The following is a 26,932-nucleotide window of genomic DNA, read 5'->3' on the forward strand; positions in this document are numbered from 1 at the left end:
CGTCCGCCACCGATGCTGGGGCCTCACCGAAGGTGAAGGTCAACCGCCGTGTTCCGGTTCCGGGCGAGGTTGTTAGCCTCGCTGGAGTTCGCACCCTCGTACGACAGGGAGTCCGCCGTGCCCCGCATCGCCCTCGCCACCTACGACCCCGGCGCCGAGCCCGGCAGGGACACCGACCTCCCGGAGCTGGTGCGGGCGCTCACGGACGCGGGGGCCGAGGCGGAGGCCCGGTACTGGGACGACCCGGACGCCGACTGGGGCGGCTACGACCTCGTCGTCATCCGCTCCACCTGGGACTACAGCTGGCGGGCCGCGGAGTTCGGGGCCTGGGTGGACCGGGTCGGCGCGCTGACCCGGCTCGCCAATCCGGCGCCCGTGGTGCGCTGGAACGCCGACAAGCGCTACCTCGGCGAGCTGGCGGCGGCAGGGGTGCCCACCGTCCCCACGCGCTACATCGCACCGGGCGAGCCGGCCGACCTGCCCGACGACCACGAGTACGTGATCAAGCCGACCTCGGGTGCCGGCGCCCGGTTCGCCGCCCGCTACACGCCTGGCGGGCACGAGACGGCGGTACGGCAGCTCGCCCGGATGCACGCCGAGGGCTTCACCGCGATGGTCCAGCCGTACGTGCGCGGCATAGACGTCAGCGGGGAGCGGGCGCTGCAGTTCTTCGGCGGGCGGCTGCTGCACGCCAGCCGCAAGGGCGCGGTGCTCACGCCGGGGACGGCGTACGACGCGGAGAAGGTGGCTCATCCGGATCTGGAACGGTGGCGGCCGACGGATGCGGAAGTGGCGGTCGCCGAGAAGGCGTTGGGTGCGGTGCCCGGTGGTTCTGAGGTGCTGTACGCGCGGGTGGATCTTGTGGACGGGGAGGACGGTGAGCCGCGGCTGATGGAGCTGGAGTTGGTGGAGCCGAACCTGTTTCTGTGGCTGCATCCGGGGTCGCTGGAGCGGGTGGTGGAGGCGGTGCTGGCGGCCGCGGAATAGCGCCTACTGGGGTGCCGGGAGGTGTCGTTCTTCGGCTGCGGCCGAGTCGTGGCTGGTCGCGCCGTTCCCCGCGCCCCTTCGGGCACTCTCCCGGCATGCCTGCGCATACGCCCGCACCAGAGGCCGGTGTCCGTCCTCCCTCCGCCAGGCCAGTGCATAGCGGCTCGGGCCGATGTCACGGACCGGGCGGGTGGTGACGCCGCCGCGGGTGATCAGGGGAGCGTTGCCCTCCGCCACCAGGCAGAGGCCCAGGCCCGCGACCAGGGCCTCGTACGTCTCCTCCGCGCCGGAGATCTCCGCGCCGATCCGGGGCGGCCGGCCGGCGCGGGCGTCCAGGGCGAGCCAGTGGTCCCGGAGCCGGCCCGCGCTCCGGGGCAGGGCGAGGAACGGCTCGTCCAGTACGTCGGCGAAGTCGAGTTCGGCGCGGGCGGCCAGTGGGTGCGACTCGGGCAGGGCGAGCAGTCGGGGTTCCTCGGCGACCACCGTCCAGGCGTAGCGCTCCTCGTCGGGCAGCGGCAGCCAGACGAAGGCGACGTCCGCGGTGCCGTCGGCCAGGCCCGCCGTCGGATCGTCCCAGCTCATCTGGCGCAGCCGGACCGTCGTCTCGGGGTGCGTGGCGGTGAAGCGGGAGCGGATGGCCGGCAGCAGGCCGCCCCGGCCCGGACTGGTGCTCATGCCCACGACCAGCGAGCTGCGCTGGGCCGCCTTGGCCGCCTCCACGGCCGCCGCCCCCGCCTCCCATGCGGCCAGCACCGTGCGCGCGTGCGGCAGCAGTGCCTCGCCCGCGGCCGTCAGCGCCACCCCGTGCCGGTCCCGCCGTAACAGTTCCGCCCCCAGCTGTCGCTCCAGCGCCCGGATCTGCTTGCTCAGTGCGGGCTGGGAGACGTACAGCCGCTCGGCGGCGCGCGTGAAGTGCAGTTCCTCGGCGACCGCGACGAAGTAGCGCAGATCGCGGGCGTGGACGTCCATGGTCATAGCCGTTGGTCATCACCGAGAGTCTTGGACGGGCAACGGTCTGCGGCCGCAGTGTTGTTCGTGTCGAACCCGACGAGAGCTATGGGGAGTTCCGATGAACAAGGTCTGGCTGGTGACCGGGGCGAGCAGCGGTTTCGGACGGGCGATCACCGAGGCGGCCGTCGCCGCCGGTGACGTGGTGGTCGGCGCGGCCCGGCGCCCCGAGGCCCTGGACGACCTGGTGGCCGCCCATCCCGACCAGGTCGAGGCGCTGCGACTGGACGTCACCGACGTGGCCGCGGCCGAGGCGGCGGTCCGCGATGTCGTGGCCCGGCACGGGCGGATCGACGTGCTGGTCAACAACGCGGGCCGCACCCACGTCGGCGCCGTGGAGGAGACCACCGAGGGGGAGCTGCGCGACCTGTTCGACCTGCACTTCTTCGGCCCGGCGGCGCTCGTGCGGGCGGTGCTGCCGTATCTGCGGGAGCGGCGCTCGGGCGCGATCGTGCAGATGAGCAGCATGGGCGGTCAGATGTCCTTCGCGGGCTTCGGAGCGTACAGCGCGACGAAGTTCGCCCTGGAGGGCCTGTCCGAGGCGCTCGCGGACGAGGTCGCCGAGTACGGGATCAAGGTCCTGATCGTGGAGCCCGGCGGATTCCGGACCTCGCTGATGGCCCCCGCCCGGGCCGGGGCCAGTGCGGACAGCGGGGTGTACGCGAAGGTCGCCGGGACGCGCGGCATGGTCGCCGGCGGTGACGGCACGCAGCCCGGCGACCCGGCCAAGGCGGCCGCCCTGATCCTGGCCGCGCTGGACGCGGAGGACACCCCGCTGCGGCTGCCGCTCGGTGACGACGGAGTCAGCGCCGTCCTGGGCCACCTGGACCAGGTCCGCGACGAGGTCACCGCCTGGGAGAAGCGCACCCGGGCCACCGCTTTCGACGCGTGAGCGCTTCGCTGGACGGGCCGGGACGGGCCGTGTTTCGGCCGCGGCGCCGTCGTGGCTGGTCGCGCCCACGCGGCGGAGCCGCGTATCGAACACAGCCCCGCGCCCCATCGGGCGCGGCGCCCCCTTCGGGACGCGGGCTCAGCCGATGACGGCCGTCCGCTGGAGCAGCCCCCAGGTGAACTCGGCGACCGCCTCGTGCCGTACGCCGTCCGGGCCGGGCGCGGTGAAGGCGAGCCCCCACCGGGTCGGTGCGGTGCCCTCCAGCGGGCGGGCCGGGGCGAAGGCGCGGGCGGCCTCGTCGACGGTGCAGGACCAGGGGAGAAGGTCGTCCAGGGTCTCCAGTCTGGGTGCCGGGGCGCCGGGGGCGCGTACCAGCCACTCGTTCCACACCGCCCCGTCCGGCCCGACCAGCACCTCGAAGCGCAGGTCGGGCCAGAGCGGCAGGGCCCAGCGCCGGGCCTCGCAGTCGGCGTCGCCGAGCCGGCGCGGGAGGACGGACTCGGGCTCGCCGAGGACCGAGCGGTACCGGGCCGCGGCGGACCGGGCGCGCGGGGAGCGGGCCATCGCCTGCCAGCGCTTGTTGGTCTCCCGCATCTCCGCGATGGACACCCCGAGCCGGTGCCGGGCGTCCTCGACCAGATCCGGGTTGTGGTCGGCCATGCGGCGCAGCAGCACCAGCTGGAAGTCGAGATCCATGGCACCCATGGTGCCCGGCGCACCCGGGTGTCCACTTCGACCCATTGCCCGCGCAACGCCGCATGACTAGCCTGTGTTCGTCATGCCGATCGCCTGTTGATATCTCGAACATCTCGGTGTCGAAATGTCGGACGGGCGCCTAGACCCAAGGGAGGGGGCCGGACGTGGGACGCCTCGTGCCTGCCGTAACCCGGGCTCTCGACATTCTTGAGCTGTTCCTCGACGGGGACGGGACGCTCTCCGCCCCCGACATCGTGCGCAAGCTCCAGCTGCCGCGCACCACCGTGCACGAGCTGGTCACCACGCTCGCCGCACGGTCGTACATCGTGCAAGTGCCGGGACAGCCCGGACGCTACCGGCTCGGCGTACGCCCGTACCAGCTCGGCAGCCGCTACGCCGAGCAGCTCGACCTCGCCGCCGAGGGCCAGCAGGTGGCCCGCTCGGTCGCCGAGACCTGCGACGAGACGGTGCACGTGGCGATCCTGGAGGGCACCGACGTCATCTACATCGCCAAGGTCGACTCCACGCACGCCGTCCGCATGGTCTCCGCGGCCGGCCGCCGGCTCCCGGCCCACTGCACCTCGGTCGGCAAGATGCTGCTGGCCTCGCTGCCGGAGCAGGAACTCGCGGCGCGGATCCCGGACGACGCCGAGCTGACCGCGATGACCCCCAACAGCATCACCGAACCCGCAGCGCTGCGCGAGGCCCTCGCGGAGATCCGGCAGCGGGGCATCGCGGTGGAGAGCCGCGAGTCCAACCCGGACGTGAGCTGTGTGGCCGCTCCCGTGCGCGACCGCACGGGTCAGGTGGTCGCGGCCCTGTCCATCTCGGTCCCCATGATCCGCTGGAGCGACGAGGGCCGGGCCGAGCTGGAGCAGCTGGCGGCGAAGGGCGCGGCGGAGCTGTCGGAGCGGCTGGGCCACCGGAGCGCGGCATGAGCGCCGGGTACGAGGTCGCCGTCCGGGCGGAGGCGGAGCTGGGCGAGGGCCCGACCTGGGATCCGGTGGCCGGCCGGCTGATCTGGCTCGACATCCTGGGCATGCGCGTCCACACGTACGACCCGGCCACGGGCCGTCGTACGGTGCGGACGACGGAGCAGCACGTGGGCGCGGTCAAGCCCCGCGCGGGCGGCGGCCTGGTCCTCAACCTCCGGGACGGCGTGGGCCTGCTGGACCCCGACGGCACGTTCCGCTGGCTGCACCACGAGCCGGTCGCGGGCCGGCGCGCGAACGACGCGGCGGTCGCCCCGGACGGCTCGCTGTGGGCGGGCACCATGCGCTACGACGAGGCGCGGGGCGGCGGCACGCTGACCCGGCTGACCGGCGCGGGCACGGCGGAGACGGTCCTGTCCGACGTCACGGTCAGCAACGGCACCGGCTGGAGCCCCGACGGGCGCCTCATGTACTACATCGACACACCCACCCGCCGCATCGACGTCTTCGACCACGACGCCGGGCGCGTCCGGGGCCGCCGCCCCTTCGTGGAGATCGAGGAGGGCGCGGGCTTCCCGGACGGCCTGACGGTCGACGCGGACGGCTGTGTGTGGGTGGCGCTGTGGGACGGGGGAGCGGTGCGGAGGTACACACCGGGCGGTGTCCTGGACCGGGTGATCCCGTTGCCGGCCCCGCGTACGACCGCCTGCGCGTTCGGCGGCGCCGGCTTGACCGACCTGTACGTCACGACAGCCCGCACCGGTCTGTCGGCCCCGCATCCCCTGTCGGGGTCCTTGCTGGTGATTCCGGGAGCGGGACAGGGCTTGCCCCAACCGGCGTTCCAGGGCTGACAGCGCCTGGCGGCGGTGCCTTGCAGCGGGCGGGGCTGCAGCTCCCTGGGGGCGCGGGGCCGTGTTCGACATGCGGCTCCGCCGCGTGGGCGCGACCAGCCACCGCGGACCCGCAGCCGGACGACGGCCTACGAGACCCCCGCCGCTTTCCTCTCCTCCGCGGTCAACGGCGGCTCCGTCAACGGGGGTTGCAGCGGCCCCACGGCCGTCGCGAGCAGCACGCCCGGTGTCAGCAGAACGTGCGCCCCGCGCTCCAGGGACGTCACGTCCGTCACCCGGCGTGCGATGCGGCCGTTGCCCGTCGCGGTGTACATCAGCCGCCCGACGTAGGCCGAAAGGAGCCGGTCCCGCAGTGTGGGACCGGCTTCCGTCGCGCCCGGGTGGAACACGTCCTGACCGAGCGCCAGGTCCCACGCCGCGCGGACCGGGCCGGCCACCGCCCGCTGCACGCGCCGCGCCAGCCCCGGTGTGCCCCAGCCGTGCCGCCGTATCACCTCGCGCAGCCGCACCGCGCTCTGTGCGGCGACGGCCAGCCCATGGCCGTAGACCGGGTTGAACACGGCGAGCGCGTCGCCGAGGACGGTGAAGTTCTCGGGCCAGGCCGGCATGCGCTCGTAGAAGTGACGGCGGTTGAGCGTGGAGCGGGTGACCGACACGTCGGACAGCGGCTCGGCGCGCTCCAGCAGTTCGCCCAGCACCGGATGCCGCAGCTTCTCGCGGGCGAAGGGGATGAAGTCCTCGTTCGCGGCGGTGGGTTCGCCGCCCCGGGTGCCCTGCAGGGTGACGATCCAGCGGCCGTTCTCGATGGGGAGCAGGAAGCCGGAGCGGCCGGGCCCGTCGCCGCGCGGATCGAGCTGCAGATTGACCACCGGGAAGCCCTCCCGGGCCGCCTCCGGGGCGAGGAAGAGCCGGCTCGCGTAGACCAGGCCCGGGTCGACCTCGCGGATCCGCGGTGCGGGCAGTCCCAGGTCCGCGAGCCAGCGCGCGGCCCGCGAGCCGCGCCCGGTGGCGTCGACCACGAGTTTGGCGGCGAGGGTGCGTTCGGCGCCGTCCCGGGTCCGGATCCGTACGCCGGTGACCGCGGCGCCGGTGCCGGTGAGGCCGAGCGCCTCGGTGCCGTCGAGGAGCTCGATCCGCTCGTCGGCGAGGACCTGTGCGCGGATCGTCGCGTCCAGCAGGTCCCGGCCGGCCAGGATCACATGGTGGGACTCGGGCCAGCGCCGGAACCAGCCCTGTGCGGAGAGGGCCACCACGCCGGTCGTGACCGGATGCCGGCGGCCCCCGGCGGCCTTCAGCGCGTCGGTGATCCCCGGCAGCAGTTCCTCCACCGCCCGCGCCCCGCCCGACCACAGCATGTGGGCGTGCCGGGCCTGCGGCAGCCCCTTGCGGGGCTCGGGGCCCTCGGGCAGGGTGTCGCGCTCCACGACGACGACCCGGTCGGCGGACTCGGCGAGCGCCCGCGCCGCGAGCAGGCCGGTGTGGGATCCCCCCAGCACGACGGCGGTTCTGGCGGGGGAGGAGGGTTCACTCATGCGCGGGCACGCTCTCTGCCGGGGCGGCCGCGCGGGCGCGTACCGCCGTGATCTCGTCGGGGTGGCGGAGGGCCTGGGACACGGCCTGGATCTCCTTGAGGAGGTACGTGGTGTCCGGGCCGGACGGCGAGCCGGCGTACTCGGCCCGTGGCGGACGTTCGCCGCCGGCCGCGTGCAGCAGCGTCACGGCGGCGGCGAGGGCCTTGGCCCGGTCGGGCTCGAAGCCGAGGGAGAGGGCCGCCCGGTACGACCGTTCGCGCAGGTCCTCGTCCAGGTGCCGGGAGAGTTGCAGCAGTGCGTCGCGGATGAAGGTCTCGCGGCGGATCAGGCGCAGTTCGGCGGGGGCGTGCGGGGCGAAGGGCTCGCGCTCGCCCGTGACGGCCCGCGTCAGCTGGTAGAGGGGGCCGAGGGCGCGGCGGCGCAACCGGACGTGCCAGCGCTCGTGCAGATACTGGCCGGCGTGCGGGACGATGAAGCCCACCGCGACCAGGGTGGCGGAGACGCACGCGCCCGCCGGGGCCACATCGGTGCTCAGCCAGTCCAGGTCGTGGCCGGTCCACCGGGCCACGACGGCGGTGAGCTTGGCCGCGTCGAAGCACAGGTTCGTGGCGTAGCCGACGCCCAGCAGCCTGAGCCCCCAGCGCAGCCAGCCGTCCAGGCCGTCGGTGCGGATCCAGTTCCAGATCAGCCGGGCCGTGACCGAGCAGGCCACGGTGTGCGCGACGAGGTAGAGCAGGATCTCCTCGCGCATGAAGGGGGTGGTGGCGTAGTACGTGTCCAGGTCCCGCAGCCGCTCCACGGGCACGTCCGCGAGGGCGAAGAGCACCCACAGGGCGACGACCACGCCCGCGTAGGCGGCCACCACCCAGCGGGTCACCCGGCGGGTCTGGGCCGAGTCGGAACGGCCGTTGCGCCAGGCGGTGATGAGTAGCAGCCAGGACGCGCACAGCGCGGTGAGCAGGGAGTACACCCAGGGCGCCGCGATGTTCGGCACCCCGGTGACGCGGTTGGTCCAGGCGATGGTCCTCGGGGCCGCGAAGACGAACACCGCGCAGGCGAACAGCAGCAGGCCGCCGACGGCACGCAGCATCGGGTCCCGCCACATCTTGATGATGCCGGGCAGCTTGATCGCCAGCGCGGCGGCCAGGACGGCCGTGGGGATCCAGAAGGAGACGGAGACCTCGCCGAGGAGTCCGGAGAGACCGAGCGCCAGGGTCACCGCGTGGCTCCCCCCTTGTGTGACGCCCGGTCCGCCTCAGGGGCGCGCCCCTTCGGCTCGCTCGCCTGGTCGCGTCCGCGATAGCCGAGGGTCCGCTGTACCGGGCCGAGAGACCGTTGCACCGGACCGGGAAGGGCGCCGGAGCCGGTGAGACGGGGCCGGAACAGGGCGGCCAGGCGGTGCCCGAAGTCGTCCGCCTCGGCCTCGTCGGCCTCCCGGGAGCCGTGCCGGGCGGCCACCGTGAGGGGCATGCCGTGCCAGCCGGGAGCGTCGGCGAACGCCCGGGCCGCCGCGTCGCCGGCCAGCCGGGGGTGCCGGCGCCCGGTGTGCAGATGCCACAACTCATGGCCCAGGATCACCAGTTGCTGCACGGCCTCGGCCCGCTCCTCCACGATCACCAGGTCGAAGTCGGCGAACTCCAGCCACAGCCCGGTGACCTCGATCTCGTCCGGGAAGCGCTCGAAGCGCACCTCGACCGGCCGTCCGCCGCGCAGCCCGCTCATCTCCTCGCCCAGCGCCCGGCACAACTCCCGTACATCCTTTGGTGTTTCCAGCCGCGCGTGGACGGCGGCGGCGAGGTCGCCTGCCAGGGCGCGCATCGCCGAGCCCGGTCGGGCGCGCCGCAGCCGTGCGGCCAGGCGTGCCGCCTGCTCGCGCGCGCCCGCGATGCCCATCGCCTCCCCTTCCGCTCGCCTCCCCCTTCCGCTGGGCAGAGCCTACGCGTCCGGGCGTGTCCCCGTCATGGGATGCGGCGACCGTCGCCGACCGCGGCCGAAGAGAGAACCAACTATGAGCTTGTGTCCCACCCATTGACGCGGAAGCGCTTCGAATCTACGGTCCCGTTCGAAGTTACGAGCAGCATTCGAAATGCCGAACAACACGGGACGATGGGGGCAAGGTATGGGACAACCTGGCCTGAATCGCAGGCAACTCCTCACAGTGGTGGGCGGCTTGGCCGTGGCCGGCAGCTTCGGTTTCGCCGCACTCGGCACCGGAGCCGACGCGCTCGCCTCCACCGCGCGCACCCGGGTGCGCTACTGGAACCTCTTCAGCGGCGGCGACGGCTACAACATGATCGCGATGCTGGACGCCTTCCGTAAGGCGCACCCGGACATCGACGTGAAGGACTCCACCCTCCAGTGGGGCAACCCCTTCTACACCAAGCTCGCCATGGCGGCCGCCTGCAACCGCGCACCGGACCTCGGCGTCATGCACATGGGCCGGGTCACCGGCTTCGCGCCGGGCCGGCTCCTGGACGCCTGGGACGTCGGCCTGCTCGCCAAGTACGGCGTGCGCCGGCAGGACTACAACCCCACGCTGTGGAAGCGCGGCGTCATCGACGGCAAGCTCTACGCCCTCCCGCTCGACATCCACGTCCAGCTCTGCTTCTACCGCAAGGACGTGCTGAAGAAGGCGGGCCTGCTCGGCGCCGACGACCGGATCGTCCCGGTCACCTCCACCGACGACTGGTTCGGCGTGCTGAAGGAGGCGCAGAAGGCCACCAAGAAGGGCCTGCAGACCCTCGGCATCCACGCCAACGACCAGAACTTCATGTGGTGGTTCTTCGTCGCGTTCTACACCCAGCTCGGCGGTACCTGGTTCGACGACGCGAGGGCCGAGGTCACCTTCGACACCGGCAAGGCCACCCAGGTCCTGGAGTTCCTGCGCAAGCACGTCACCGACGGGTACAGCAGCGCGGGCGCCGCCGACGCCGAACAGTTCATCAACGGCGCGCCCTTCACCTGGGAGGGCGCGACCTCCGTGACCGGCCCCTACACCGACAGCACGGGCAAGCCGATGCTCGACGGCGGCGGAGACCTCTTCCTGGCCTCCCACGGCCGCTGCATCGGCCCCGGCGGCGAGTCGACGTTCCGCACCCACGGCGAGACCTGGCTGGCGTACCACTACTACGACGCAACGGACGACGGCACTCCGAAGCTGGGTCTGAACGAGCTCGGCTGGAAGGACGACTGGCCGGAACTCCGCTAGGGACGCGCGGAACCGCGCGACCAGCCACGAATCACCCGCACCCGCCAACGATTCACAAGCCACCCACCCCGAAAGGCGAAAATGCGCACCGCCCGCTTCACCCTCGACCCCGCCTTCACCGTCGGCCAGGTCAACGCCCGCATCTTCGGCTCCTTCGTGGAACACCTGGGCCGCTGCGTCTACACCGGCATCTACGAACCCGACCACCCCTCGGCGGACGAGGCCGGACTGCGCACCGACGTCCTCGACCTCGTCCGCGAACTCGGCGTCACCGCCGTCCGCTACCCCGGCGGCAACTTCGTCTCCGGCTACAAGTGGGAGGACTCCGTCGGCCCCGTCGAAGAGCGCCCCCGACGCCTCGACCTCGCCTGGCACTCCACCGAGACCAACCGTTTCGGCCTGTCCGAATACATCGCGTTCCTGAAGAAGCTCGGCCCCCAGGCCGAACCCATGATGGCCGTCAACCTCGGCACCAGAGGCGTCGCCGAAGCCCTCGAACTCCAGGAGTACGCCAACCACCCCTCCGGTACCGCCCTCTCCGACCTCCGCGCGGCTCACGGAGACAAGGAACCCTTCGGGATCAAGCTGTGGTGCCTCGGGAACGAGATGGACGGCCCCTGGCAGACCGGGCACAAGACGGCACAGGAATACGGCCGGCTCGCCGCCGAGACCGCACGGGCCATGCGCCAGGCAGACCCCTCCGTCGAACTCGTCGCCTGCGGTTCCTCCAGCCAGGCCATGCCCACCTTCGCCGCGTGGGAGGCGACCGTCCTGCAGGAGGCGTACGACCTGGTCGACCACATCTCCCTGCACGCCTACTACGAGCCCACCGACGGCGACGTGGACTCCTTCCTCGCCTCGGCCGTCGACATGGAGTCCTTCATCGAGAACGTGGTCGCGACGGCCGACCACATCGGCGCGAGGCTCAAGTCCAAGAAGAAGATCAACCTCTCCTTCGACGAGTGGAACGTCTGGTACCTCTCCCGCTGGGAGGAGCACTCCAAGACCTTCGCCCCGTCCGACTGGCCCGAGGCACCCCGGCTGCTGGAGGACAACTACAGCGTCACGGACGCCGTCGTCCTCGGCTCGCTCCTCATCGCCCTGCTCCGGCACGCCGACCGCGTCACCGTCGCCTGTCTCGCCCAGCTGGTCAACGTGATCGCCCCGATCATGACCGAACCGGGCGGCCCGGCCTGGCGGCAGACGACGTTCTTCCCGTTCGCGCAGGCGTCGCAGTACGGCCGGGGCGAGGTCCTCGACGTGCGCGTGGACTCACCGACGTACGAGACGAAGAAGTACGGCGAGACGGACCTGCTGCACGCCACGGCCGTCCGCGCGGCCGACGGCACGGTCACCGTGTTCGCCGTCAACCGCAGCCGCACGGCCACCCTGCCGCTCGAAGTCGCCCTCAACGGGATGGAGTTGACTACCGTCACCGAGCACAGCGCGCTCGCGGACGCCGACCCCGACGCCCGCAACACCCTGGACGCCCCCGAGCGGGTCGTCCCGCACCCGGTCGAGGGCACCGCCCTGGCGGACGGCACCCTCACCGCCGTACTGGAACCGCTGTCCTGGAACGTGATCAGGCTCGCGTGATCAGACCGGCGTGACCGGCAGCCCACCCGTCGCCCTGCCGAGCAGCGTCAGGCTGACCCGGCCCGGCCCCGACAGCGTGGTGAACTCCGAGAGGACCGCCAGCGCGAGGGTGTTGGTGCCCCGGGTGCGCAGGACGCCGTTCGGCAGGACGAAGGTGTGCTGCGGGCCCACGTTGTTGATGTACTGGCCCATGTTCCAGCCGTTGAGGAAGATCTGGGCGCGGTAGGCCCGGTACGGGTCGTCCTCCAGGGTCAGGCCGACCGACGCGTCGACGTCGGCCGGCACCGACAGCCGGAACGTCGTCCGGTACCAGGTCACGCCCTGGTACCGGGCGGCCCGCGGGAAGCTCACCTGCTCCCAGTCGTGGTCCCGGAAGCCGGGCAGATGCCAGCCCTCGCGCTCGCCGTACAGGCCGCCGTTGTTCATCGGGCCGCGCACCGGGTCGGGGGCGGCCGCGCCCTGGATCCGCCAGCTCACCTGCGGCGAGGCCCCCTTGAAGGCGGCCGCCGTCAGGCCGCGGGCCGCCTTGTGGGTGTCGAGCCCTTTGCCGTCCTGGTCGTGCTGCATGCGCCGGACCAGGACCGACAGCACATGCCGGCCGGAAGAGCGCAGCCGCTCGCGCACGGGGAAGACGGCCGTGTCCGCCCAACTCCCCTTCCGCACAGTCGTGTTCTTGTCCGGCACCGGCATCCGGTGGGTGCCCAGCGGCTCCCCGTCCAGCCAGGCCGTCAACAGGCCCTGGGTGCCGGTGCTGTAGGCGAGCGACACCTCCTCCAGGCCGGTGGCGTCGGTGAAGGAGCCGCGGTACCAGACGTCCCCGTAGTGGAAGCCGTAGTCGTCGGCGAACAACACCGGCTGCCCCGGGGGCACAGGGGTCGTACTGAACGAGGTCTTCTTGTCCGCGACCGCCCAGGCCGAGTCGTCGAAGCCGGGTCCGGCCTCCGGGTTCTCCGTGCGCATGCGCCAGCCGCCCAGCGCGGGCAGCTTGACCTCGGGGGTGGCGGGCAGCAGGCCGGTGGTCATCAGGCTGCCGGACAGGGTGACCCGGGTGGGCAGGGTACGGCCGTTCCACACCAGCGTGTCGATCCCGCGCGGCCCCCACACCTCGATGGTGGTCGTCTCGGTGACGTCGCCGGTCAGGTGGACCTCGGATCCGCGCAGTTCGGCGTGGCGCAGCAGCGCCGGGCCGTACACCAGCAGGGACCCGGACGGGGTGTCGTACGGGAACATGCGGACGGCGGTGGCGTCGTCGGCGAAGAGCAGCACCAGCGGGGTCTCGGTCTCGCCCTTCTCCACCAGCACCCGGGTCAGTCCGCCCTCGCCGAGCGGGACGTTCACATGCAGATCGTCGTCGTTGTCGAAGACCCAGGCGGCCTCCGGGTCCAGCCGCATGACGTTCGGCTCCACCGGGCACTTCAGCACCAGCTCGGCCATGTCACCGAGGCGTCCCGAGAACAGCGCGATGTCCTGCCGGCCGGCCTTCAGGCACAGCACGGGCTCGGCGGTGGAGTACTTCAGCGTCCGCTCGCCCAGCTTCAGTCCGGTCGTGAGCAGCCTGGCGTCCTTGCCGGGCACGGTGACGCGCACCCGGCCCGCGTCGGTCGGCAGATCGGTGGTGACCGCGTCCGTGCCGTCGTTGCGGGCGACGTAGACATGGGCGCCGGTGTCCGGGTTGGTCAGGTGGTAGACCTTCAGGCCCTCGGCCTTCACGTCCGCCGCCCGGTCCAGCTTGGCGAAGTCGGGCACGCGCTGCAGCAGATGCCCGAGCTGGTGCATCGGCGCGATCTTGTCGGTGACGTTCCGTCCCTCGTCGATGGCGGCGCCGTAGTCGTACGACGTGTAGACGACCGGCGCGGGCAGCCAGCCCCAGGAGGTCCCGCCGAAGGTCATGTAGACGTTGTGCAGGGTGAGGCCGTTGGCGAGGTTGGTCAGATAGAAGCGGCGCTCGTACGCGGCGTCCCGGGTGCGCCGGGACTCGGCGTACCCCTTGCCGTCGAACCACGCCCCGCCCCACGGGTCGAACCAGCCGCCGCCGAACTCGGGCACGAACCCGGGCGTGGCCGGCGAGGCACTGGCCCCGCCCTTCGCCCCACCGGGGCCGTAGTGCCCCCAGTCGGGCGGGGTCTGCGACGGCGACGGATACCCGTCGAACCCGTACAGCCAGCCGCCCTTCTCACCGCCGGTGCCGAACGATCCGGGCACCCAGTACCCGTTCCTGCCCTTGTCGTTGTGGAACAGCGGGACGTCGATGCCGTCCGCCCGCACCTTCTTGTACAGGTGGGACATGTAGGCCCGGCCGGCCTCGTCGACGTGGGCGTCGTACTCGTTCTCGATCTGGTACAGCAGGATCGTGCCGGTGCCCTGGGTGAACAGGTGCCGGCGGGCGATCCGGTTCACCTGGGTCAGCCACTCGTCGACGTACGACAGATAGGTGGGGTCGTCGGTCCGGGCCGTGCCCTTCGTCGCCGTCAGCCAGCCGGGGAAGCCGCCGCCGTCCACCTCGGCGTTGATGTACGGGCCGGGCCGCAGGATGACGTACAGACCGGTCTCGGCGGCCATGCGCAGGAACAGGTCCAGGTCCCGGACGCCGGTGAAGTCGTAGTGGCCGGGCGCGGGGGAGTGGTAGTTCCAGGCCACGTAGATGCTCACGGCGTTGTACCCGTGGGCCCGCATCTTCTGCAGCACGTCCCGCCACAGGGACGGGCTCGGCAGCCGGAAGGGGTGCATCTCGCCGGACCACACCACCAGCCGCCGGCCGTCCACGAGCAGCGAGTAGTGGTCGTAGCCGATGGTGTGCCGGCGGCCGTCGGCGCTCGGCGGGGCGGGCGCCGGGCCGGTCGGCACACTGCGCGCCGCGTACGCCGAGGGCGCCCCGGGGCCGCCGCTGCCGCCCAGGGCGAGCCCGAGCGCGGTCGAACCGGCCAGGGCACTGAAAGTACGTCTGCTGAGCGCCAAGGTGGATCCTCCGCGGGCGATCTTACGGGGCGCGGGTGCAGGCCATTCTCCATGCGACGACGCCGCACAATGGGACCCATGAGGATCTCGGCGCGGGCGGATTACGCGGTACGGGCGGTACTGGAGCTGGCCGTACGGCAGGGTAACGGCCCGGTGAAGGCAGAGGAAATCGCCGCCGCCCAGGGCATCCCGCACAAGTTCCTCGAAGGGATCCTGGGCGACCTGAGGCGGGGCGGGATCGTCGACAGCAGGCGGGGCGGGGGCGGGGGTTACCGCCTGGTGCGGGACGCGGCCGGCGTCACGGTCGCCGATGTGATCCGCGCGGTGGACGGCCCGATCGTCTCGGTCCGCGGCGAACGCCCGACGGGCCTCGCCTACACCGGCACCGCACAGCCCCTCCTTCCGCTGTGGATCGCGCTGCGCGCCAACGTCCGCCGGATCCTGGAGGGCGTCACCATCGCCGACCTTGCGGCGGACGCGCTGCCGGAGCCGGTACGGGCCCTGGCGGCGGAACCGGAGTCCTGGGAGAACCCGTAGGAGCCAGGTGTGAACGGCGGCTTGTGAATGGCCGGAGTTGACCCTCCCGGGGGCGACGGGGGCTTCCTACGATGCGGAGCGCTTCACAGGTTCCACACAGACCCCCCACATCCGACCCCGGGAGAAACGCATGGCTGGTGGACTCCTCCTCAGCGGCGCCGTAGCCGCTCTCCTCTCCACCGCGCTACCCGCTCAGTCCTCGTCCCCCGTCTTCGACAACCCGCCCCCGGACAAGATCGTCATCGACGTGGCGACGGTGAACGGCTCCGGCTGCCCCGCGGGCACGGCCGCGGTGGCCGTCTCCCCGGACAACACCGCCTTCACGGTGACCTACAGCAACTACCTGGCCCAGGCCGGCGGCGCCTCCGACCCCACGGCCTTCCGCAAGAACTGCCAGCTCAACCTGGTGGTGCACGTCCCCCAGGGCTTCACCTACGCGATAGCCGAGGCCGACTACCGCGGCTTCCTCTCACTCCAGCCCGGCGCGAGCGGCACCCAGAAGGCCTCGTACTACTTCCAGGGCTCCTCGCAGACCGTACCCAGGACCCACCCCTTCAACGGCCCCTACAACGACGACTGGCAGGCCACCGACAGCACGGACTGGGCCCAGCTGGTCTGGGCGCCCTGCGGGGTGCTGCGCAACTTCAACATCAACACCGAGCTGCGGGTGAACGCGGGCACGCAGGCCTCGGACAAGGTCAGCTTCATGACCATGGACTCCACGGACGGAGACATCAGCACGGTGTACCACCTGGCGTGGAAGGACTGCCCGAGCACATAGGCGGGAGCGCCGCGCCACACCTCACTCTGAGTGGAGCGGTGTCCTTCGCCGATGGTTGACGTTCTCGCAGGTCCACCGTCATCCGCCGGTTGACCTGCGGAATCGTTCGAGCAGGAGTGATGTCCGCAAGAGGCGCGCGAGGGGCGCAATTCGAACACGACGTTGGCCCTCGCGCGCCTCCCGGCTTGCTCACTCAACGTAAGCACGGCTCTGCTACTTCTGTGTACGCAGCGTGACGACAGCAGGTCGTCGCGTTCCCCGCGCCATGGAAGACGAGGTAGAGCCATGCCCCTCGACACGGTCACCGCACCGGCCGCGACCCCGGAGTCGGAGCAGCAGCAGCGCGAGCAGCAGAGCCTCAGCACCGCGGCGGCGCGCAATCTCGCCACCACCACCAAGTCCGAACCCCAGATGCAGGGCATCAGCTCCCGCTGGGCGACCCGCATCCTGCCCTGGGTGAACGTGCCCGGCGCCACCTACCGGGTCAACCGCCGCCTCTCCTACACCCTCGGCGACGGCCGGGTGAGCTTCGTGAAGAACGGCTCCAAGGTGCAGGTGGTCCCCGCCGAACTGGGCGAACTGCCGCTCCTGCGCGGCTTCGCCGACAAGGACGCGCTCGGCGCGCTGGCCGACAAGTTCGTGCAGAAGGAGTTCGCCCCCGGCCAGATCATCGTGCAGCAGGGCCGCAAGGCCGACCACGTGTACCTGATCGCGCACGGCAAGGTCGAGAAGCTCGGCGAAGGCCCGTACGGCGACGAGTCCATGATCGGACTGATGGCCGACGGGGACACCTTCGGCGGCCAGGTGCTCGACGGCGGCTCCAAGAAGTGGGAGTTCACGGCCCGCTCCGCGACCGCCACGACGGTGCTCGCGCTGCCGCTGACGGCGTACAGGGCGGTCGCCGACCGCCACCAGGCGCTGCGCCGGCACGTGCAGCACATCAGCTCCAACGGGCAGCGGAAACTGAACCGGTCGGGCGAGGCGGAGATCGAGCTCAGCGCGGGGCACGCGGGCGAGGAGACGCTGCCGCAGACCTTCGCAGACTACGAACTGGAGCCGCGCCACTATGAGTTGAGCGTGGCGCAGACGGTGCTGCGGGTGCACAGCAGGGTCGCCGACCTCTACAACGAGCCGATGAACCAGACGCAGCAGCAGCTGCGGCTGACCATCGAGGCGCTGCGCGAACGGCAGGAGCACGAGCTGATCAACAACGAGGACTTCGGTCTGCTCCACAACGCCGACTTCGACCAGCGGATCTCCACCTACTCGGGGCCGCCGACCCCGGACGACATGGACGAGCTGCTCAGCATGCGGCGCAAGACCCGCTGCTTCCTCGCCCACCCCAAGGCCATCGCCGCGTTCGGCCGCCAGTGCAACAAGCGGGGCCTCTACTTCGGCAGCATCGACCTCCACGGCAACCAGATTCCCGCGTGGCGCGGCGTGCCCCTGCTGCCGTGCGGCAAGATCCCGATCAGCGAGCAGGGCACGACGTCGATCATCGCGATGCGCACCGGCGAGGACGACCAGGGCGTCATCGGCCTCCACCAGACCGGCATCCCGGACGAGGTCGAGCCCGGCCTGAACGTCCGCTTCATGGGCATCAACGAGCAGGCGGTCATCTCCTACCTGGTCAGCACCTACTACTCGGCGGCCGTCCTGGTGCCCGACGCCCTCGGCGTCCTGGAGAACGTCGAGATCGCCCGCACGAACGGGAGCTGACGACCGTGTCGTTGATCTCCCGGGTCACGGCACCGCCCGCGACCCACGACATGGCGGGCCTGGTCCAGGCCCTGCTGTCGGGTCCCCTGTCCCACCCGCAGTCCGCCGCCCCGCCCGAGCCGACACTGCCCCCGGGCCCGACCGGGCCGGGTACCTCGGCAGCGCGCACCCCCTTCGGCGCGGCGACCACCCCACGCCGCTCGCGGACCGGTCGCGGCGCAGCCCACGCCACGAAGCTTGCCCTGCCGCTGCCGCTGCCGCTGCCGCTGCCGACTCCGGCGATGGGGGATCGGCTTGCGGGGGCGCGTCCGACGGAGCTGGGTCCGACGGGGCTGCGTCCGACGGGGCCGCGTCCGACGGGGCCGCGTTCGGGGGGTGCGGATCCGGCGGGTGCGCACCCGCCGGCCGGTGTGGCGGAGGCTGGCCGTGCGGCGGAGACCGGTCCTGCGGGCGGGGCCGGGCCCCAGCCGACGGCCGTGCATCCGCTCGCGGCTTTGCGGCCGTCGGCAGCAGGGCATCAGTGGGCGGCCGCCGGGCGGCCGGAGGCCGGTCATGCGCCGTCGACCGCAGGGCATCCATCCCGGGCCTCCCATGACACGCCGGCCTCGGCCGGCAGGCCGCCGTCGGCCCCCGAGGACGCGTCGGCAGCGGTGCCCCCGCTCGGGGACGCGCCTCGTCCGGCCCTCGCCGCGCCTCCGACCGGCCCCACCGGTCCGGGCACGTCGGCGGCAGCCCTCGGCCGCACCCTTTCTGGCGCGCCGGCGGCAGCAGCCCGTACCGGCCCCGGCACCTGGGCGGCGGCCGCCCTCGCCCCCACCGGCCTCGGCGCCTCGCCTGCGGACCGCCACACCACGACCCACGAGCCCGGCCGGCCGGCCTCGGCCTCCGACCCCGGTCCCCGGCTGCACTGTCCACCCGCCGTACGGGACGATCCCGCCCTCGGCGAGACCGTCACCGAGCGTCTGGTGGAGTGGGCCGAGGAGATCGGGATCTACCCGGGCCAGTTGGACAAGATCCGCAAGGCCGACTTCGGGCGGCTGATCATGCTCGCTCACCCCGAGTCCGACGACCCCGATCGCCTGCTCGCGGCGGCCAAGTGCGCGCTGTCCGAGTGGGCCGTGGACGACCACTACGTGGACGGCGAGGTCGAGGAGGCCCGGCCGCAAGAACTCGGCCAACGGCTCGCCATCGCCCACTCGGTGATCGACCAGGCCCACCTCCCGCTCGCCTACGCCCCCCAGCTGGAGCAGGTCGTCCGGGCGGACCCCGTCATGCGGGCCCTCAGGGACAGCCTGCGCAACCTCCACGCGTACGCCACGACCTCACAGGTGCGCCGGCTCCGCCACGAGCTGGGCATCATGTTCGTCGCCTACAACCAGGAGGGCTATTGGCAGGCCTCCGGACACGTCCCTCCCGTCTGGGAGTTCCTGATGCACCGGCACGAGAACAGCTTCGTGCCGTGCATGGTCCTCGTCGACGCGATCGCCGGATACGAGGTGCCCTACGGCGAGTTCTCCGACCCCCGGGTACGGCGCGCGTTCACCCTGGCGGGCACCGCCAGCGTCATCGTCAACGACCTCTACTCCATGGCCAAGGAGGACCCGACGGACTTCAGCCTCCCCCGGCTGATCGCCGCCGAGGACGGCTGCTCGCTGGAGGAGGCGGTCGACCGCACCGTCGACATCCACAACGAGTTGATGCTCACCTTCGAGGCCGAGGCGGCCGCGCTGACCCAGACCGGCTCCCCGGAACTGCGCCGCTTCCTGGCCGGCACCTGGGCCTGGGTCGGCGGCAGCCGTGAGTGGCACGCGAGCAGCGGCCGCTACCACGAGGCCGGGACCGGGACCGGAACCGGAACCGGAACCGAGACCGCGAACGCCGCCTGACTCCCGCCCCGCCCCCATAGCCCACCCTCCCACAGCCCCCGCCAAGGAATTCCCATGTCCAAGATCGCCACCCAGATGGAAAGCATCGCCATGGGCGATGTCCTGCGCACCGACTACCAGAAGTCGGTCGCGGAGTACTGGAACAAGGAGAAGGACCCCGTCAACATCAAGCTCGGCGAGGTCGACGGCCTCTTCCACCACCACTACGGCCTCGGCGAGTGGGACCCCTCGGTCCTCGCCGGTCCGCCCGAGACCCGCGACCAGCGCATCATCGAGGAGCTGCACCGCCTGGAGACCGCCCAGGCCGACGTCCTCCTCGACCACCTCGGCGACATCACCCCCGACGCCCACCTCCTGGACGCCGGCTCCGGCCGGGGCGGCAGCAGTTTCATGGCCAACGCGCGCTTCGGCTGCCACGTCGACGGTGTCAGCATCTCCGAGCAGCAGGTCGCCTTCGCCAACGACCAGGCGAAGCAACGCGGGGTCATGGACAAGGTCCGCTTCCACTTCCGTAACATGCTCGACACCCGTCTGGAGACCGGCTCACGCCGCGCGATCTGGACCAACGAAACGACGATGTACGTCGACCTGTTCGAGCTCTTCGCCGAGTTCTCCCGCCTGCTGGAGTACGGCGGACGCTACGTCTGCATCACCGGCTGCTCCAACGACGTCACCGGCATGCGTTCCAAGGCGGTCAGCAGGATCGACGAGCACTACACCTGCAACATCCACCCGCGCAGCGAGTACTTCAGGGCGCTGGCGGCGAACAACCTGGTGCCGATCCAGGTGGTGGACCTGACCCCCGACACGATCCCCTACTGGGAACTGCGCGCCAAGTCGTCGGTCGCCACGGGCATCGAGGCCCCGTTCCTGACGGCCTACAAGGAGGGCAGCTTCCACTACCTCCTCATCGCGGCCGACCGGATCTGATCCCAAGGAGGCCGCCCGCTTCCTGGCGCGGACGGCCCGGAAAGTGGGCGCCTCAGCGGCACCGGGCCCCTGGGCACGCTGCGTCCGCACCCTGCACCACGGAGGGCGCGGACGCGCCTCACCAGCACGCCGGGCGGGCCTGGCGGCGGACGGCCGGTGGGCGGTGCACGTCGGTGCTGGAGCTGCGAGCTCCTCCTACCGGCGGCAGACCGGAGGAGCTTGGTCACCGGCGGCGACTGGACGTGATGGGCAGATCTGTTCCACCCCCAGCCACCCTCCAACCCCCCTGACCTGCACTTTCTTCACGAGTGCTTCGCGAGCGCCTTGCCCAAACCTTCCAATCACCGCCTCGGTGGGGCGCGTGAGGTCTCCGAAGCGACCGGGGAGAGCTGCCGCGTCCGCCCCGCGTGCCACCGTCGGAGTCCGCGCCCCCGCCGACGGGACTGGGCAGCCGGCCTCGGGGCCCGTTGCCGGGCGGCTACCCCGCCTGCTGCCCCATCCCCGCCGCATTCGGCCAGCTCTGCGCGTTGGGCCAGCCCGTGGCCGGGGCCGGGGTCAAGTCGCTCGCCGGGGCCGTCATGCCGCGCACCTGGGCCGCCGTGAGCCCGCCGCGGGCCGGGACACCGGGCGGAGTGGGCGCGACCGCGGCCGCAGGCGCCGGTACCGCAGTGGGAGCGGGCACGGGACTCGGTGCAGGCACCGGAGCCATCGGCTGCTGCACCGGCACCGGCACCGGTTGAGGCGCCGGCACCGGCTGGGGCACCGGCACCGGCTGGGGCGCCGGCACCGGCTGGGGCACCGGCACCGGCACCGGCTGGGGCGCCGGCACCGGTTGAGGCGCCGGCACCGGCTGGGGCGCCGGCACCGGCTGCTGCACTGCGGGCAAAGGCATCGCGGGCAAAGGCGCCGCGGGCAAGGGCGCCGGTGCGGCCGTGGCGGCAGGGGCCGGCTGAGGCGCCGCCGGCATCGGCATCCCGGCGCCGGGCTGTACGGCGGCGGGGAGCGGCATGCCGGTGCCGGCGGCCGGGGCGGGTGCGGGGGCCAGGGACTGGGCCTGTGCGGCCAGCCCCTGGACACCGGACCCGTTGGTCTCGCTCACCAGCCGGTCCACCGCCGCCGTACCCGAGCTGTAGCTGGTCCCGGTGCCCAGCTCGGGTACGGCGGCTCCCCTCCTGGACCCGTAGAGCACCTGCTCCAGGCCGGTCACCAGGCGACGCACGTCGACCTGGGGGCGCACCACGAGTCTCAGGAAGCGGCTGGACGAGCCGATCTTGTTGCCGCACTCGCGGACCAGGATCCGGTGCTCGGTGAGCATCCGGTCCCGGACCACCGTGCCCTCGGCGCCGACGGGCAGTCGTACGAAGAGGAAGTTGCCCTGGGAGGGGTAGACCGTCAGGCCGGGCAGGGCCGACAGGTGGCTGGCCATCTCCAGGCGGTCGCGGCGGACCTGGTGCAGGCTCTGGGCGTACTCGGGGCCGTGTTCCTTCAGCATGAACACCACGTGCTCGGCGAAGGAGTTGAGGTTCCACTTCGGGAGCATCCCGCGCACCTTCCCCGCGAGCGCCGGGTTGGCCACCAGGTAGCCGAAGCGGACTCCGTGCAGGCCGAAGTTCTTGCCGAGGCTGCGCAGCACGATCACGTTGGGGCGCAGCATGGCCTCCTGGACGACGCTCGGTTCGGCCTCCGCGTCGGCGAACTCCAGGAAGGACTCGTCGACGATCACCAGGTCCAGGTCCGCCATCGCGTCCATGAACTGCACCACCTGCTGCTTGCGCAGATAGCCGCCGTCGGGGTTGTTGGGGTTGCAGATCACCGCCACCCGGGTGCCGCGCCGCCGGATGAACTCGGCGTACTGGGCAAGGTCCAGCGCGAAGCCGCTCGCCTCCTGGAGTGGGAACATGTCGACCCGTTTGCCGGTCTCCATCGGCTGGTCGGTCCAGCGGCCGAAGGTCGGGACGGGGATCGCCAGGGACTCGCGGACCAGCAAGTGGTCGATCCAGGTGATGAGTTCCGTAGATCCGTTGCCCATCGCCACACACTGCGGCGGCAGTTGGAGGAGACCGCACAGCTCGGCGGTGATGGCGTCGGCGCTGCTCGGGTAGTACGTGATGATCTCGCGCAGCCGGGCCGCCAGTTCGTCGTACATGGCCGGGGTGGGGAAGTACGGGTTGCACGGGATGCAGAAGTCCACCGGGCCGGTTCCGTCGCCGCCCTCCCGCGTCAGCGCCGCCATCGAGGGGCTGTGCGCGGCGGTGCCACGGAACAACGAGGTGACGCTGCCGGCCAAAGGGACCTCCGTCTCGGGGTGGCCCGTGCGGGGGAGCACGGGCCACCCTTCAGTACGGAGACGGCGGAGACTCCGTTCAACTCATGTGTCGAACCTGTGGATTGTCGTCGTCCGGTACGTCTGGCCGGGCCGCAGCACGGTGGACGGGAACGACGGCTCGTTCGGCGAGTCCGGGAAGTGCTGGGTCTCCAGGGCCAGGCCGTCGCCCTGCCGGTAGGTGTGGCCGGACTGGCCGACGAGGGTGCCGTCGAGGAAGTTGCCCGAGTAGAACTGCACACCGGGCTGGTCGGTGAGGATCTTCAGGGTGCGGCCCGACCCCGGATCGCGAAGGGTCACCACGTGCTCCGGACGCCCGGTCACCCCCTTGTCGAGCACGAAGTTGTGGTCGTAGCCCTTGGCGGTGACCAGCTGCGGGTGGCCGATGCGGATGTCCCGGCCGATCGGCTTGGGGTGGGTGAAGTCGAAGGGGGTGCCCTTGACCTTCGCCAGCTCACCCGTGGGGATCAGGCCCGAGTCGGTGGGGGTGAACCGGCCTGCGGCGAGCCAGAGTTCGTGGTCGTAGATGCTGCCGCTGCCCTCGCCCGCGAGGTTGTAGTACGTGTGGTTGGTCAGGTTGACGACGGTCGGCTTGTCGGTGGTGGCCTCGTAGTCGATCCGCCAGTCGCCGTGCCGGGTGAGGGTGAAGGTGACCTTCGTCTTGAGCGTGCCGGGGTAGCCCATCTCGCCGTCGACGCTCGTGTAGTACAGGTGCAGGCCGACGTCGGAGCCGGAGGTGAAGGGCTCGATGTCCCACACCTTGGTGTTGAAGCCCTTGGCGCCGCCGTGCAGGCTGTTCACGCCGTCGTTGACGGACAGCTGGTACTTCGTGCCGTCCAGGGTGAACTGGCCCTTGGCTATGCGGTTGCCGTAGCGGCCGATGGTGGCGCCGAAGAAGGTGGTGCCCTTGACGTACGCGTCGAGGTTGTCGTACCCGAGGGAGACGTTGGCGTACCGGCCGTGCCGGTCCGGGATCTCCAGGGACTGGATGATGCCGCCGTAGGACAGGACCTTCAGGCGGGTGCCGCCGTTCTGCAGCGACCAGCGGTGGACCTTGGTGCCGTCGGCGAGCGTGCCGAAGAGCTCCTTCACCGGCTTGCGGCCCCCTGACGAAGCGGACGCGGCCTGGGCACTGCCCGAGCCGAGGGTGGTGGCGGCGAGGCCCGCGGCCGCCGCGCCTGCAATGACCGTGCGTCTGTTCAGTTCCATGGATGCGGCTCCCGAAAGAGGAGGGGCCCCGCCTCATGCGGCGGGGCCCGATCTGACTTACGAACCGGACTTGCGCTTGTTCCACACGTCGAACCCGACCGCCGCCAACAGGGCCAGGCCCTTGATGACCTGCTGCCAGTCGGTGCCGACGCTGAGGAGGTTCATGCCGTTGTTCAGCACGCCGAGGACGAGACCGCCGATGATGGCGCCGAGCACGGTGCCGACACCGCCGCTCATGGAGGCGCCGCCGATGAACGAGGAGGCGATGGCCTCCAGTTCGAAGCCGTCGCCCGCCTTCGGTGAGGCCGCGTTCAGGCGGGCGGCGACCACCAGACCCGCCAGGGCCGCGAGCACGCCCATGTTCAGGAACACCTGGAAGGTGATGCGCTTGTCCTTCACACCGGACAGCTTGGCCGCCGGCAGGTTGCCGCCGATGGCGTAGATGTGCCGGCCGAAGACCGAGTTGCGCATGACGTAGCCGTAGCCGCCCACCAGGACGCCGAGGATGATCAGCACGATCGGCGCGCCGTCGTAGCTGGCGAGCAGCATCGTGAGGGTGACGATCGCGGCGACCAGGGCGACGAGCTTGAGCAGGAAGAGGTTCCTCGGCACCACGTCGAGGGAGAACTCCTGCTGGCGGCGCCGGTCGCGCACCTCCTGCCACACCACGGCGGCGACCAGGACGATGCCGAGGAGCAGGGTGAGGTTGTGGTAGTTGGTGTTCGGGCCGACCGCGGGCAGGAAGCCGTTGCCGATCTTCTGCAGGCCGTTCGGGAACGGGCCGAGGGTCTGGCCCTTGAGGAGGATCTCCGTCAGGCCGCGGAAGAGCAGCATCCCGGCGAGTGTGACGATGAACGACGGTATGCCGAAATACGCGATCAGGAAGCCCTGTACGGAGCCCGCCACCGCGCCCACCAGCAGGCACAGCACCAGGGCGACGGGCCACGCCATATGGTGCTGCACCGTGAGCACGGCCGCGAACGCGCCCACGAACGCCGTGATCGAGCCGACCGACAGATCGATGTGCCCGGCGATGATCACCAGCATCATGCCGATCGCGAGGATCAGGATGTAGCTGTTCTGCAGCACCAGGTTGGAGACGTTGCGGGGCAGCAGCAGGTCGCCGCCGGTCCAGATCTGGAAGAGGACGACGATCAGACCGAGGGCGATCAGCATGCCGTACTGGCGCATGTTGCGGCGCAGGCCGCCGAGCACCAGCTGCAACAGACTCTCGCCGGCGGTCGGTCCGCCCTTGCCCGGCGGCGCGGCGGCCGGGCTCTTGTCGGTGACGTCCGTGCTCATCGCGTTACCTCTTTGTCCTTCGTCATCTGGCGCATCAGCACTTCCTGCGTGGCTTCGGCCCGCGGCACCTCACCGGTCAGCCGCCCGGCGGCCATCGTGTAGATGCGGTCGCACATGCCGAGCAGTTCGGGCAGCTCGGAGGAGATGAAGACGACCGCCTTGCCCTGGGCGGCCAGTTGGTCGATGACCGTGTAGATCTCGTACTTGGCGCCCACGTCGATGCCGCGGGTGGGCTCGTCGAGGATCAGCACGTCCGGACCCGCGAAGATCCACTTGCTGAGGACGACCTTCTGCTGGTTGCCGCCGGACAGCTTGCCCACCGGCTCGAACACCGTCGGTGCCTTGATGTTCATGGACTTGCGGAAGCCCTCGGAGACCTGCCGCTCCGCCTGCTCGTCCACCACGCCCCGCTTGGCGACCTTCTTCAGCGCGGTCAGCGAGATGTTCCGGTTGATGGTGTCGATGAGGTTGAGGCCGTAGTGCTTGCGGTCCTCGGTGACGTACGCGATGCCGTGCTCCACCGCCTCCGCGACGGTCTTCGTGCGGATCTCCGTGCCGTCCTTGAGGACCGTGCCGCCCGCGTACCGGCCGTAGGTGCGGCCGAAGACGCTCATCGCGAGTTCGGTGCGGCCGGCGCCCATCAGGCCCGCGATGCCGACGATCTCGCCGCGCCGGACGCTGATCGACACATCGTCCACGACCTTGCGCTGCTGGTCGATGGGGTGATGGACGGTCCAGTTCCGGATCTCCAGCGCGGGCGCCGCGCCCTTCTCCGCCTCGTGCGGGGTGCGCTCGGGGAAGCGGTGGTCGAGGTCGCGGCCCACCATGCCGCTGATGATCCGGTCCTCGGTGGTCTCCTCCGCCTTCACGTCGAGCGTCTCGATGGACCGCCCGTCGCGGATGATCGTCACCGAGTCGGCGACCCGGCGGATCTCGTTGAGCTTGTGGGAGATGATGATCGAGGTGATGCCCTGGCTCTTCAGCTCCAGGATCAGATCGAGGAGTTTGCCGCTGTCCTCGTCGTTCAGCGCCGCCGTCGGCTCGTCGAGGATGAGCAGCTTCACCTCCTTCGACAGTGCCTTGGCGATCTCCACGAGCTGCTGCTTGCCCACGCCGATGTCGGCGACGCGGGTCTCCGGGTGCTCGTCGAGACCGACCCGGCGCAGCAGTTCGGTGGCGTGGCGCAGGGTCTCGCGCCAGTTGATGAGTCCGCGCGTGGCGTGCTCGTTGCCGAGGAAGATGTTCTCCGCGATGGAGAGGTACGGCACCAGCGCCAGCTCCTGGTGGATGATGACGATGCCGTGCTGCTCGCTCGCCCGGATGTCCTTGAACCGGCAGACCTCCCCCTCGAAGAGGATCTCGCCCTCGTAGGTGCCGTGCGGATGGACGCCGGAGAGCACCTTCATCAGGGTCGACTTGCCGGCGCCGTTCTCCCCGCAGATGGCGTGGACCTCGCCCTGCCGGACGGTCAGGGTGACGTCCGACAGCGCCTTGACACCGGGAAAGGTCTTGACGATCGAGCGCATTTCCAGGACGGGTCCCGCCATGGTCGTGCCTTCCAATCAGTGTGTGTCGGGCAGGTGGGCGG

Annotated in this window: 21 protein-coding genes; 11 read left to right on the forward strand and 10 right to left on the reverse strand. The window is 71.4% G+C overall.

Features of this window, described 5'->3' with window-relative positions; genetic code table 11:
- Positions 1–117 precede the first annotated feature (117 nt).
- A complete protein-coding gene (locus SRB17_RS03535; RefSeq protein ID WP_323374916.1) occupies positions 118–987 on the forward strand; it encodes a hypothetical protein in 870 nt (289 codons plus the stop codon).
- Between the two features lie 3 nt (positions 988–990).
- Here the strand turns inward: SRB17_RS03535 and SRB17_RS03540 are convergent, their stop codons facing one another.
- Positions 991–1,962 carry a LysR family transcriptional regulator gene (locus tag SRB17_RS03540; RefSeq protein ID WP_153534464.1) on the reverse strand — a complete coding sequence of 324 codons (972 nt, stop codon included), beginning with the start codon at positions 1,960–1,962 and terminating at the stop codon, positions 991–993.
- Between the two features lie 94 nt (positions 1,963–2,056).
- Here SRB17_RS03540 and SRB17_RS03545 point away from each other — a divergent pair, with 94 nt between their 5' ends.
- Positions 2,057–2,887 (forward strand): oxidoreductase, encoded by an 831-nt coding sequence (locus tag SRB17_RS03545; RefSeq protein WP_153534466.1) that lies wholly within the window; start codon positions 2,057–2,059, stop codon positions 2,885–2,887.
- A gap of 138 nt (positions 2,888–3,025) precedes the next feature.
- On the opposite strand, the gene SRB17_RS03550 is transcribed toward SRB17_RS03545, so the two are convergent.
- On the reverse strand, positions 3,026–3,583 hold the full coding sequence (locus tag SRB17_RS03550; protein ID WP_228395826.1) for a hypothetical protein: 558 nt from the start codon (positions 3,581–3,583) through the stop codon (positions 3,026–3,028).
- Positions 3,584–3,747: 164 nt separating this feature from the next.
- On the opposite strand from SRB17_RS03550, the gene SRB17_RS03555 reads away from it, so the two are divergent.
- Entirely contained in the window at positions 3,748–4,521 is a 774-nt protein-coding gene (locus tag SRB17_RS03555; protein ID WP_323374917.1) for an IclR family transcriptional regulator, read from the forward strand.
- Complete coding sequence (locus SRB17_RS03560) at positions 4,518–5,366, forward strand: SMP-30/gluconolactonase/LRE family protein (RefSeq protein ID WP_153534470.1); 849 nt, start codon at positions 4,518–4,520, stop codon at positions 5,364–5,366. The genes SRB17_RS03555 and SRB17_RS03560 overlap by 4 nt, the downstream gene beginning before the upstream one ends.
- 128 nt (positions 5,367–5,494) lie before the next feature.
- Here SRB17_RS03560 and SRB17_RS03565 read toward each other — a convergent pair whose 3' ends face one another.
- The 3 genes from SRB17_RS03565 to SRB17_RS03575 are packed head-to-tail and all read right to left on the reverse strand — an operon-like array spanning position 5,495 to position 8,791.
- Entirely contained in the window at positions 5,495–6,898 is a 1,404-nt protein-coding gene (locus SRB17_RS03565; protein ID WP_153534472.1) for an FAD-dependent oxidoreductase, read from the reverse strand.
- On the reverse strand, positions 6,891–8,117 hold the full coding sequence (locus SRB17_RS03570) for an MAB_1171c family putative transporter (RefSeq protein ID WP_323374918.1): 1,227 nt from the start codon (positions 8,115–8,117) through the stop codon (positions 6,891–6,893). Before SRB17_RS03570 ends, SRB17_RS03565 begins: the two co-directional genes overlap by 8 nt.
- Positions 8,114–8,791, reverse strand: coding sequence for a toxin-antitoxin system, toxin component family protein (locus tag SRB17_RS03575; protein ID WP_153534474.1), 678 nt, complete (start codon positions 8,789–8,791; stop codon positions 8,114–8,116). The genes SRB17_RS03570 and SRB17_RS03575 overlap by 4 nt, the downstream gene beginning before the upstream one ends.
- Positions 8,792–9,017: 226 nt before the next feature.
- Here SRB17_RS03575 and SRB17_RS03580 point away from each other — a divergent pair, with 226 nt between their 5' ends.
- Both SRB17_RS03580 and SRB17_RS03585 read left to right on the forward strand, forming a co-directional pair.
- A complete protein-coding gene (locus SRB17_RS03580; protein WP_153534476.1) occupies positions 9,018–10,106 on the forward strand; it encodes an extracellular solute-binding protein in 1,089 nt (362 codons plus the stop codon).
- An 81-nt stretch (positions 10,107–10,187) separates the two neighbouring features.
- A complete protein-coding gene (locus tag SRB17_RS03585) occupies positions 10,188–11,702 on the forward strand; it encodes an alpha-N-arabinofuranosidase (protein ID WP_153534478.1) in 1,515 nt (504 codons plus the stop codon).
- On the opposite strand, the gene SRB17_RS03590 is transcribed toward SRB17_RS03585, so the two are convergent.
- On the reverse strand, positions 11,703–14,657 hold the full coding sequence (locus SRB17_RS03590; RefSeq protein WP_153534480.1) for a glycoside hydrolase family 35 protein: 2,955 nt from the start codon (positions 14,655–14,657) through the stop codon (positions 11,703–11,705).
- Positions 14,658–14,735: 78 nt separating this feature from the next.
- Here SRB17_RS03590 and SRB17_RS03595 point away from each other — a divergent pair, with 78 nt between their 5' ends.
- From SRB17_RS03595 to SRB17_RS03615, 5 genes are all read left to right on the forward strand, one after another.
- A complete protein-coding gene (locus tag SRB17_RS03595; RefSeq protein ID WP_153534482.1) occupies positions 14,736–15,194 on the forward strand; it encodes an RrF2 family transcriptional regulator in 459 nt (152 codons plus the stop codon).
- A 130-nt stretch (positions 15,195–15,324) separates the two neighbouring features.
- On the forward strand, positions 15,325–15,975 hold the full coding sequence (locus SRB17_RS03600) for a DUF4360 domain-containing protein (protein ID WP_153534484.1): 651 nt from the start codon (positions 15,325–15,327) through the stop codon (positions 15,973–15,975).
- 285 nt (positions 15,976–16,260) lie between these two features.
- Positions 16,261–17,694: a family 2B encapsulin nanocompartment shell protein gene (locus SRB17_RS03605; protein WP_153534486.1), complete on the forward strand. Its 1,434-nt coding sequence runs from the start codon at positions 16,261–16,263 to the stop codon at positions 17,692–17,694.
- A 650-nt stretch (positions 17,695–18,344) separates the two neighbouring features.
- Positions 18,345–19,580 (forward strand): family 2 encapsulin nanocompartment cargo protein terpene cyclase, encoded by a 1,236-nt coding sequence (locus tag SRB17_RS47485; RefSeq protein WP_323374919.1) that lies wholly within the window; start codon positions 18,345–18,347, stop codon positions 19,578–19,580.
- Positions 19,581–19,634: 54 nt separating this feature from the next.
- Positions 19,635–20,510: a geranyl diphosphate 2-C-methyltransferase gene (locus tag SRB17_RS03615; protein WP_228395827.1), complete on the forward strand. Its 876-nt coding sequence runs from the start codon at positions 19,635–19,637 to the stop codon at positions 20,508–20,510.
- A gap of 478 nt (positions 20,511–20,988) precedes the next feature.
- Here the strand turns inward: SRB17_RS03615 and SRB17_RS03620 are convergent, their stop codons facing one another.
- The 4 genes from SRB17_RS03620 to mmsA form a co-directional block, all read right to left on the reverse strand.
- Positions 20,989–22,797, reverse strand: coding sequence for a pyridoxal phosphate-dependent aminotransferase (locus SRB17_RS03620; protein WP_153535692.1), 1,809 nt, complete (start codon positions 22,795–22,797; stop codon positions 20,989–20,991).
- A gap of 81 nt (positions 22,798–22,878) precedes the next feature.
- A complete protein-coding gene (locus tag SRB17_RS03625; protein WP_153534488.1) occupies positions 22,879–24,042 on the reverse strand; it encodes an aldose epimerase family protein in 1,164 nt (387 codons plus the stop codon).
- 57 nt (positions 24,043–24,099) lie between these two features.
- Positions 24,100–25,344, reverse strand: a complete 1,245-nt coding sequence (gene mmsB / locus SRB17_RS03630) for a multiple monosaccharide ABC transporter permease (protein ID WP_153534490.1) — start codon at positions 25,342–25,344, stop codon at positions 24,100–24,102.
- Positions 25,341–26,891 (reverse strand): multiple monosaccharide ABC transporter ATP-binding protein, encoded by a 1,551-nt coding sequence (gene mmsA / locus SRB17_RS03635; protein WP_153534492.1) that lies wholly within the window; start codon positions 26,889–26,891, stop codon positions 25,341–25,343. The genes mmsB and mmsA overlap by 4 nt, the downstream gene beginning before the upstream one ends.
- Positions 26,892–26,932 lie beyond the last annotated feature (41 nt).

Source organism: Streptomyces sp. RB17, from assembly GCF_009604455.1.
Lineage (GTDB): Bacteria > Actinomycetota > Actinomycetes > Streptomycetales > Streptomycetaceae > Streptomyces.